This window comes from Rhodoferax sp., from assembly GCF_039922535.1.
Taxonomy (GTDB): Bacteria; Pseudomonadota; Gammaproteobacteria; order Burkholderiales; family Burkholderiaceae_C; genus Rhodoferax_B.
In genome coordinates this window covers 1-9,440 of record NZ_JBDTEM010000210.1, presented here as the reverse complement: position 1 = coordinate 9,440, position 9,440 = coordinate 1, and the positions used below count along the sequence as shown (strand labels likewise).

General features: G+C 64.0%; 13 protein-coding genes. 8 read left to right on the top strand and 5 right to left on the bottom strand.

Annotated features, from left to right (window positions below; genetic code table 11):
- The 8 genes from ABI213_RS10050 to ABI213_RS10015 form a co-directional block, all read left to right on the top strand.
- The coding region (locus ABI213_RS10050) for an ATP-binding cassette domain-containing protein (protein WP_348026919.1) at positions 1-320 on the top strand (320 nt) is incomplete at its 5' end.
- A 67-nt stretch (positions 321-387) separates the two neighbouring features.
- On the top strand, positions 388-1,569 hold the full coding sequence (locus ABI213_RS10045) for an ABC transporter substrate-binding protein (RefSeq protein ID WP_348005663.1): 1,182 nt from the start codon (positions 388-390) through the stop codon (positions 1,567-1,569).
- The gene (locus ABI213_RS10040; protein WP_348005662.1) at positions 1,557-2,408 is read left to right on the top strand and encodes an SDR family NAD(P)-dependent oxidoreductase; all 852 of its coding nucleotides are present in this window, start codon (positions 1,557-1,559) and stop codon (positions 2,406-2,408) included. Before ABI213_RS10045 ends, ABI213_RS10040 begins: the two co-directional genes overlap by 13 nt.
- Before the next feature lie 89 nt (positions 2,409-2,497).
- On the top strand, positions 2,498-2,743 hold the full coding sequence (locus ABI213_RS10035) for a hypothetical protein (RefSeq protein WP_348005661.1): 246 nt from the start codon (positions 2,498-2,500) through the stop codon (positions 2,741-2,743).
- Between the two features lie 52 nt (positions 2,744-2,795).
- Positions 2,796-2,942: a hypothetical protein gene (locus tag ABI213_RS10030; protein WP_348005660.1), complete on the top strand. Its 147-nt coding sequence runs from the start codon at positions 2,796-2,798 to the stop codon at positions 2,940-2,942.
- A 10-nt stretch (positions 2,943-2,952) separates the two neighbouring features.
- Positions 2,953-3,261 (top strand): flagellar basal body protein, encoded by a 309-nt coding sequence (locus tag ABI213_RS10025; RefSeq protein ID WP_348005659.1) that lies wholly within the window; start codon positions 2,953-2,955, stop codon positions 3,259-3,261.
- A 35-nt stretch (positions 3,262-3,296) separates the two neighbouring features.
- On the top strand, positions 3,297-5,027 hold the full coding sequence (locus tag ABI213_RS10020) for a response regulator (protein WP_348005658.1): 1,731 nt from the start codon (positions 3,297-3,299) through the stop codon (positions 5,025-5,027).
- Between the two features lie 21 nt (positions 5,028-5,048).
- Complete coding sequence (locus tag ABI213_RS10015) at positions 5,049-5,879, top strand: urease accessory protein UreD (protein ID WP_348005657.1); 831 nt, start codon at positions 5,049-5,051, stop codon at positions 5,877-5,879.
- Positions 5,880-5,942: 63 nt separating this feature from the next.
- On the opposite strand, the gene ABI213_RS10010 is transcribed toward ABI213_RS10015, so the two are convergent.
- From ABI213_RS10010 to ABI213_RS09990, 5 genes are all read right to left on the bottom strand, one after another.
- Complete coding sequence (locus ABI213_RS10010; protein ID WP_348005656.1) at positions 5,943-7,022, bottom strand: adenylate/guanylate cyclase domain-containing protein; 1,080 nt, start codon at positions 7,020-7,022, stop codon at positions 5,943-5,945.
- Positions 7,023-7,105: 83 nt separating this feature from the next.
- On the bottom strand, positions 7,106-8,317 hold the full coding sequence (alaC, locus tag ABI213_RS10005) for an alanine transaminase (protein ID WP_348005655.1): 1,212 nt from the start codon (positions 8,315-8,317) through the stop codon (positions 7,106-7,108).
- Between the two features lie 113 nt (positions 8,318-8,430).
- On the bottom strand, positions 8,431-8,817 hold the full coding sequence (locus ABI213_RS10000) for a hypothetical protein (protein ID WP_348005654.1): 387 nt from the start codon (positions 8,815-8,817) through the stop codon (positions 8,431-8,433).
- A gap of 21 nt (positions 8,818-8,838) precedes the next feature.
- Positions 8,839-9,048 (bottom strand): hypothetical protein, encoded by a 210-nt coding sequence (locus tag ABI213_RS09995; protein ID WP_348005653.1) that lies wholly within the window; start codon positions 9,046-9,048, stop codon positions 8,839-8,841.
- A 70-nt stretch (positions 9,049-9,118) separates the two neighbouring features.
- On the bottom strand, positions 9,119-9,440 hold a 322-nt coding region (locus ABI213_RS09990; protein WP_348026918.1), incomplete at its 5' end, for an AraC family transcriptional regulator.

Sequence of the window (9,440 nt, the reverse complement as noted above, 5' to 3'; positions counted from 1 at the left end):
ACACCCCGGGTACCGCCTTGTCGGGCGGCCAGCAGCAAATGCTGGCCGTGGGCCGGGCGCTGATGGCCAACCCGGCGCTGATCCTGCTGGACGAGCCTACCGAAGGCCTGGCACCGGTGATCGTGGACCAACTGGCGGACATCTTCAACCGCGTGGCCGACCAGGGCACGGCCTTGCTGCTGATCGAGCAAAACATGAGCCTGGTGGTGCGTGTGGCGGCCCGCTACTGCGCCATGGCCAAGGGCGCGGTGGTGGCCGAGGGACCGGTGGAAAACAGCAAAGCCTGTCTGCACGCGCTCGAAGCGCACGTCATGGTGTGAACCGCCCACATCCTTTTTTTATCGGCCGCCGGGCCGTTTCCGGCAATTTGATTCAGGAGACACAAGCATGTTCACAACAAAACACGTACTCACCGCACTGGCACTCACCGCTGCCCTACCCCTGGCAGCGCTGGCGCAAGCCAAAGAGCCGGTCAAGATCGGGCTGGTGTCGTCCAAGTCGGGCGTATTTGCCCAGCAAGGCGAAGAAGTGATGCGCGCCGTACAGTTCGCCATCGACGAGGCCAACGCCAAAGGCGGCGTGGATGGCCGCAAGGTGGAAGTACAAACGGCAGACGATGAAGGCACGCCCGACGCGGGCCGCCGTGTCGCCGAAAAGCTGGCGCGTGACGGCTACAACCTGCTGATCGGCCCTATACCATCGTCCATCTCGCTGGCCCTGGCGCAGAACCTGGACCGCTGGGATGCAGCCTACTTTGCCGTGGCCAGCAAGTCCGACAAGCTGACGGGCGACACCTGCAAGCCGCGCAGCTTCCGCACCAACCACTCTGACGCGATGGACATGGCGATGATCGGCCAGTGGGCCAAAAGCTTCAAGGAAAAATCCTTTGCCGTACTGGCAGCGGACTACGTCTGGGGCCGCGACTCGGGCGAGTCGTTCAAGAAAGCCGTGGAAGCCCAAGGCAAGACCGTGCCGCTGAGCCTGTACGTACCGCTGGGCACCAAAGATTTTTCACCTTATATCGCCCAGCTCAAAGCCGCCAATGTAGAAGCCATTTGGGTGGCGGAAACCGGCCGCGATGCGATTGCGTTTGCCAAACAGGCGCAGGAGTTTGGCCTGATTCCGGCGAAGAAGCTGATCGGCCACTCACTGATCCTGAACTTCATGATTGAGGGCTCGGGCGACGCACTCAAAGACACCATCGGCACCATTCCCTACGCCGTGGACATCGACACGCCACGTAACAAGGCTTTTGTAACCGCCTGGAAAGCCAAGTTCAACCGCCTGCCATCGGACAACGAAGGCAGTGCCTACAACGGTACGCAGGTGATTTTTGAAGGCGTCAAGAAGTCTGGCAGCGTCAAGCCCGCCGATGTCAGCAAGGCCCTGCGTGGTGCCCAGTTGGACACCATCTACGGCGATGTAACCATGCGTGCGCAAGACAACCAACTGGTGCTGCCCAACTTTGTGGGCCGCGCCAAGGTGGCCGATGGCGTGCTGCGCGCGGTGATCGAGCAACGCTTTGACCCGTCGCTGACCCCCGCACCATCGCCACTGTGCAAGATGTGATGGCGGAGATGGTGCATTCCACCGCGGTACACGCCCTGGTCACCGGTGCTACCGGCGGTATCGGCCGGGGCATCTGCTTCGCACTGATCGCCCAGGCGCTCAGGGACGGTTTGGCTATCCACATCAGCGCCGCTGCCTCCCAGCCGGGTGAGCGACTGGATGCACTGCTGCACGATCTGCGCGCCGCAGGTGCCAGTGCCCATGGGGTAAGCGGCGACATCACCGATGCAGCGCACTGCGCGGCCCTGGTCGCGCAGGCCCAGGCCCAGGGCGGCGACCTAACGGCACTGGTCTGCAATGCCGGTGCGTCCGGCCCAGGCCGCCTGGCCGACCTGCCTGTGGCGCAGTGGGACCGCACCTTCAACCTCAACACCCGTTCGGCCTGGTTGCTGGCCCAGGCGGCGTACCCGGCACTGGCGCGCACGCGCGGCAGCATCACGGCCATCGCGTCCATGTCGGGGCTGACACCACACCCCGGCTACGGCGCATACTCAGCCGCCAAAGCCGCCCTGGTCATGCTGTGCCGCCAGTTGGCACAGGAATGGGCGGCGGACGGCATCCGCGTGAATACGGTCTGCCCCGGCATGGTCCGCACGCCGCTGACCGAAGCCGTCTACCAGGACGAAGCCACGTTACAGCAACGCCAGGCGCTGGTGCCCCTGGGCCGCATTGGCCAGGCCGAGGACATCGGTGCGGCGGTGGCCTATCTCAGTAGCGCGGCAGCGTCGTACGTCACGGGCCAGAACCTGCTGGTGGACGGCGGTATTTCAGACCACATGCTGGGCATGATTCCGGGGCGGCCCGGCAAGCCGCCAGTGGGCCAGACAGAAGCGGCCTAAGCCTCCTGCTTGGGTAAACGACGCAGGCAAGCTGCCCCAACCCGATGACCGGCCCAACGCCGGTCGCCAGAGGTCTGATAATTCTCGCTATGAACGAATTACAAAGCCTGTCGGCCCTCGGCCTAGAGCTGCCCAGCCCGGCATACCTGGCGGGCATGGTGCTGTTCAGCCTCATCGGCTACGCGGCCTACCGGCGGGGGCGCAACAGCAAGCGTGGCGTTCTCACCTGGACCGGCGTGGCGCTGATGCTCTACCCTTACGCGGTGCCGCAAACCTGGCTGCTGTGGCTGGTGGGTGCAGCGTTGTGCGGCTGGTTGTGCCTGCGGTGGAATTAAGCCAGTTCAGGTGCATACTAAAAGTGTTTTGCAACCCCTGAAAAATAACGCCATGGCCGACGAGAATCCCCCTCCTGCGTACCAAGAAATCAAGCCCCGCTTTGGCCGCCTGCTGAGCGTGTGCGTGATCGCCGTGCTGTTTTGTGGCGGGCTGGTGTGGTTTGCGGGCACCTACCTGCTGGACTGCTGCGGACCCTGATCGGCATCCCATGAACATTACGTCCTCCACTGCCTCGATTGCGTTCTCTGGTCTACAGGCGGCACAAACCCGGCTGCAGGCCTCGGCCCACAATGTGGCCAATAGCCAAACCGAAGGGTTTCGCCCTCTGCAGGTGGAGCAGACCACCCAGTCGGGTGGCGGGGTCAGCGCCCAGGTAGCGCGGTCCAGCCAGCCCAGCGCGGGGCTGGAAGGCGATGTGGTCGCCCAGTTGCAGGCCAAAAACGCGTTTCTGGCCAACCTGAGCGTGTTCAAAACCAACGACGCGATGCTGGGAACCCTGCTGAACGCGCAGGCCTGAAGCACAGCACGACCCTGGCCCTTCAAAATACTTCCGTGGAATCCCGCCCCGACGACCTCTCCACCAGCCAAGCGCTGGTCATCGACAGCCATGCCACCTCCCGCTCCATCCTGGTCACCCAGCTGCGGGAGTTTGGGCTGGGCAAGGTGGTGCAGTGCATCAACACCACCAACGCCCGCAAATTGCTGGAGCAGGAGCGCTTTGACGTGGTGCTATGCGAAGACGCGTTTGAAAACCGGGGCTACTCCGGGCAAGACCTGGTGGATGACCTGCGGCGCAACCAGTTGCTGCCTTTTTCTACCGTCTTCATCATGGTCACGGCCAAGGCTACCTATGCCAAAGTGGCCGATGCCGCCGACTCGGCACTAGACGGTTATCTGATCAAACCGCACAGCGCCAACAGCCTGGGCGAACGGCTGTACCAGGCCCGCGCCCGCAAGCTGTCGATGCGCGAAATTTTTGAAGCCATTGACAGCGGCAACCTGGACCAGGCTACCCGCCTGTGCCTGCAGCGCTTTGCGGCCAAAGGCCCTTACTGGCTGATGGCCGCACGCATGGCGGCCGACCTGCTGCTCAACACCGGCCAGTTTGACCGGGCCCAGACCCTGTTCAAGGCCGTGGTGGCCGCCAACCCTCTGCTGTGGGCCCAGTTGGGCATTGCCCGCACCTTGCTGGAAAGCGGCCAAACCGCCAAAGCCGCCAGCGCACTAGAGAAGCTGCTGGTCGACAACCCCACCTACGCCGATGCCTATGACATGCTGGGCCGGGCCCAGTTTGAGCTGGGCAGGTACCCGCTGGCGCTAGAGGCCTACCAAAACGCTGCCCAGCTCTCGCCCCATTCCATCACCCGGGCGCAAAATTTTGGCCTGTTGATGGCCTACGTGGGTGACCGCAAACAGGCCGAACAGCTGCTGGAGCGCACCGTGCGCATCGGCTTGGACTCCAAAATGCTGGACTCCCAGGCCCTGGTGCTGCTGGCATTTTTGCGGCTGGAGGCCGGTGACAAAAAAGCCTTGCTGCGCTGCCAGGAAGACTACAAAAAGGTCGCCGCCCGCAGCACCGACACCGTGCGCACGGAACGCCAGGCGGCCACCATCGCCGCGCTGGTGCTGCTGCAAGAGCAGCAGTTTGCGGCAGCGGTCGAGGTAGTCAAGACCCAGGCCGAGGCGCTGGCCGCGCCCGAATGTGACTTTGAAGCCGCCGCCAACCTGCTGGCCCTGGCCTGTGCGCTGGCGCAGCAGCGGGTGTTTATTGACAAGATCGAGGCCGTGGTCGACACGCTGGGTATGCGCTTTTGCACCACCCGGCCCCTGAGCGAGCTGCTGATCACGTCGGCTGCCGCCCACCCGGCGCATGCCGAACGCATCCGCGCCTGCAACACCCACATCACCGAGATCACCGAAAAAGCGATGTCGCTCAGCCTGCACGGCGACCCGCGGGGGGCGGTAGATAACCTGCTGACCCACGGCCAAACCACGCTGAACGCCCGGCTCATCGACACCGCTTTTCTGGTGCTGCAGCGCTACGGCGACAGCATGGACGACGGTGCCGCCCTGCGGGCCCGCGTGCAAGACCTGCGCACCCGCTTTGCCCCGACCCACAGCCGCTCGGTACTCGGCGACCTCAAACGGCCCGCAGGTGCACTGATGCTGCACACCGGGGGCGGCAACAAGGCGCGCGCCCTGCCCGGCTGGCAGCCCGCCGAACCACCTGTGCCGCGCCATGCTTTTTTGCCGGAAGCACTGTTTCCCTCCGACCCACCGTGATTTTTTGACCTTTTTTTGACGATGTCCTGGCACGCCCAACTTGATCTGAACTACCGCCTCGAAGCCGCCCGCAGCGTGGCCCGCCACCAACACACAGGCCCCCTGCGCATTCTGCAAAGCCTGTATCCCGAGGGCGATGCCATCTGCCACAACGTGCTGGTACACCCGCCCGGCGGGCTGGTCGGCGGCGACACACTGGACATCACGGTGCAGGTGGAGCCCGGTGCCCACGGCCTCATCACCACGCCCGGTGCCACGCGGTTTTACCGTTCAGCGGGCGAGCAGGCGCTGCAAAACACCCAAATCCAAGTCGCTACCGGCGGGCGGCTGGAATGGCTGCCCACCGAGGCCATTTGCTACCACCAGTGCCATGCCGAAAACCGCGTGCGCTTCCAGCTGGAGCCCGGCGCGGAGTTGATCGGCTGGGATGTCACGGCCTTTGGCCTGCCCCAGGCGAACCAGCCGTTTGCCCTGGGCCAGTTTGTCCAACACCTGGAGCTGCCCGGCGTATGGCTGGAGCGTGGCCGTGTGGATGCCTTGGATACCCGCTTGCTGGACAGCCCGCTGGGCTTGGCGGGTCACAAGTGCATGGCCTCGATCTTCTTTTTGGCCGGCAGCAAGCTGGACAACCACCGGCGCTCTGCGGCGCTGGATGTCGCCCGCCAGGTGATCGACGGCCACAGCCTGCACCACACCGCCGGAGCCACCAGCCCGGACGGCCAGGTCGTGGTAGTACGGGTGCTGGCCCCGCTGGTCGAGCCCGCGATGGACCTGGTGAAACAGGTGTGGGCGGTGTGGCGGGCGCACTTATGGAACCTATCGGCCACCCGCCCGCGTATCTGGGCGATGTAGCCAAATTAAGCATTAAATCGACCCCCAGCGCAGGTTGCACCTGCGCTGGCAGCTATCAAAATGCTAGTTCGCGCCGACCAGCATTTGCACGAACATTTGGAGTTTGGTGTTGGTTTCGGTACCCAGGGCGGTGAACTCCAGCCCGGCCAGCAAATGGCCGTCTTCGTGCTTGGTCTTCATCACGCGGGCATAGATGTCGGTGACCGGGTATTCGACCAGCGTCATATCGAAGTTCAGCTTCACGTCGAAACCCACCTCGATCGGCAGGTCCAGCTCCAGCAGCACACCGTGGTAGCCGATGTCGAGGATGTGCGCCTTGATGGCGTTGGGCAGCACGGTGGTGCCTTCCAGAATCTGCAGGCTGCATGGGATGCGCACCTCGGCCCGGTGGCTGCGGCGGAACTCCTGGCGTGGCACCTTCAGGTGCAGGCTGGGAATGGCGATCAGCTCTCGCACCTTCACCGGCACCAGCTTGCCCGCCACAAACACCTCCACCGGCTCGGTAGCCGATACCGTGCCGTGGCAGCGCTGGTAGGTGGTTTCGCTGATCAGCACCTGGCCGCGCAGGCTGAAGGACTCGATGCGCGAGGCCAGGCTGACCTGGTTGCCGATCACCGTGTACTGCGAAAAGGCTTCCGAGCCAAACCGCCCTGCGATCACCGTGCCGGTGTTCAGGCCGATGCCCATGAACAGCTCGGGCATGCGGCCACGCTGGTACTGGTCGTTGAGCAGGCGCATGGCCAGTTGCATCTCCACCGCGCAGGCCATGGCGCGCATCACATCGTCGGGCTGCTCCACGGGCGCGCCAAACAGCACGGTCATCGAGTCGCCGGTGAACTTGTCGATCACGCCCTGGTAGCGGTAGATGACCTCGCTCATGCGCTCCAGGCACAGGTTGAGCATGGTCACGATGGTGCCCGCAGGCTGGCTGGCGGTAAGCGCAATAAAACCACGCAAATCGGCCACCAGAATGGTCACCTCGCGACTGACCGCGGGCAGGGGGCTGAATTCGGGGCCGCCCAGGGCCGCATCCACAATGTCCGCCAGCTCGGCCTCGACGGCGGACGACACCACCGCGCCCGTTTCTCGCGCCAACAACGCCTGCAGGCGACTGCGCGCCTCCATCCTTGGATCAGTTTTCATGCGGTAAATGTCCCATGTAAATATGCGAGGCCAGAATAGGGCTGCATCCGATTATGGTCAAGATGCAACACCCTGTAACCCGTTTAGTTGCCAGCCACCCCATCGGCCCTGAACATCGCCTTGATGCCGCGCACTGCCTGGCGGATACGGGCCTCGTTTTCGATCAGGGCAAAGCGCACATGGCCATCGCCGTGGTCGCCAAAGCCGATGCCGGGCGACACCGACACCTTGGCCTTAGCCAGCAGTTGCGTCGCAAACTCCAGCGAGCCCAGCGCCTGGTAATGCTCTGGAATACGCGCCCAGATGTACATGCTGGCCTTGGGGCAATCCACCTGCCAACCGGCCTCCATCAGCCCTTTATAAAGCACATCGCGGCGGCTTTGGTAGGTGGCGGCGATCTCGGCCACGCAGCTTTGGTCGCCCTCTAGCGCGGCGATGGCCGCTACCTGCAGCGGGGTGAAGGTGCCGTAGTCATGGTAGCTCTTGATGCGCGCCAGGGCCGCCACCAGGTCGGGGTTGCCCACCATGAAGCCAATGCGCCAACCCGCCATGTTGTAGCTCTTGGACAGGGTGAAAAACTCCACCGCAATGTCTTTCGCGCCCGGCACCTGCATGATGCTGGGGGCCTTCCAGCCGTCGAAGGTGATGTCGGCATAGGCCAGGTCGTGCACCACAAAAATGTCGTGCTTTTTGGCCAGGGCAATCACTTTTTCGAAAAACGGCAGCTCCACGCACTGCGCAGTGGGGTTGCTGGGGAAGCCCAGCACCATCATCTTGGGCTTGGGGTAGCTGCCGCGGATGGCTTTTTCCAGCTCGGCGAAGAAGTCCACGCCTTCGGTCAGCGGCACGCTGCGGATGTCGGCTCCGGCAATCACCGCGCCGTAGATGTGGATGGGGTAGCTCGGGTCTGGCACCAGCACGGTGTCGCCCCGGTCCAGCGTGGCCAGCATCAGGTGGGCCAGGCCCTCTTTGGAGCCGATGGTGACGATGGCTTCGCTGTCGGGGTCAATGTCCACCGCATACCGGTCTTGGTACCACTTGCTGATGGCGCGGCGCAGGCGGGGAATGCCCTTGCTGGCCGAATAACCGTGGGTGTCGGGCCGCTGCGCGACCTCGGTGAGCTTGGCCACGATGTGCGCGGGTGTAGCGCCATCGGGGTTGCCCATGCTCATGTCGATGATGTCCTCGCCACGGCGGCGCGCGGCCAGCTTGAGTTCGGCCGTGATGTTGAAGACGTAGGGGGGAAGGCGGTCAATGCGCGCAAAACGGCGCTTGCCTGCGGAAGATGCAGCCATGTATTAAAAATCTCACGTAAGCGCCCGGAACCGTCCGAGCGACGTGGCCTGCCGATGGGGGCAGGCCCGGTGAGATGTTAGCAGGCTGGAATCAGACTGCTTTCAGCTTGCGTCTACGCGCTGAGGTTGACTAACTGGCCGGTGGCTTGCCCTTGGGCGTTGACCACGGGAGGCAGCAGCAGCGAAGCAGACGGTGGATCGGCATACATCCGGGACACCAGGCCCGAACTCAGCACCCGGGGCTCGTTGCTGGACTCGCGCTGGGTTTGCACGTAGTTGGCAATCAGTTGGTTGCTGCGCTCGGCCAGACCGCGGGCGTTGTCCTGGCTCACCTTGGCGGTGCGGTCGGCATTATCGGCTTGGCGGCGCAGGTTGTCGGCGGTGTTTTGGGCTTGCTCGGCATCGCGCCGGGCCTGGATGACCCGCGTTTTATCCACCGTAGCCGAAAGCGACGACGTGGCACTGCTGCTGGCGGTAAGGCTGGTGTTGGGGCTGACCATGGCGGACCCTGCAGCGCAGACTCAGGCAGTGGTGTTGATGATGCGCCCGGTGGTTTGTCCCTGGCTATTCACCACGGGTTTGGGCGGTTTGGTTTCTGTGACTTGGGTGGCTTTTTTCAGGTCGGTGTCGTCTTGCCGGGCCGCCCGGTTTTGCGTCTGCTGGGCTTCGTCGCTGCGTTTGGGTGCCACGTTGGCTGGTACGGGCTGCCGATAGACTGAAGAGACATCCATGTCGAACTCCTAGGGTGGGCTCTTCATTTTAGGAGCGCACACGCCTGTATGCAATGACCGGGTGGGCCCGTCAGCGCCAGATGCGGTAAATCCAGAAACTTTCGTCCTGCTGCATGCGGCGTTTCAGCAGGTCCGGGCTGAGGCCGGTGACGCGGCGGGCTTCGCGGCAGAAGTGCGATTGGTCGGCATAGCCTGCGTCGGCGGCCAGGTCGGCCCACTGCACCGCCCCGCCATCCATGGCCTCGCGCGCCTGGAAGAAAGCGGCTTCCACCCGGCCCCGGCCTTGCAATGCCCGCATCGACTGCCCCGTCCAGGTCTTGATGCGGCGCTCGGCCTGGCGCAGGCTTTGGCCCGCGCCCGAGGCCAGGGCCCGCAGCGCCAGCACCTGGGCC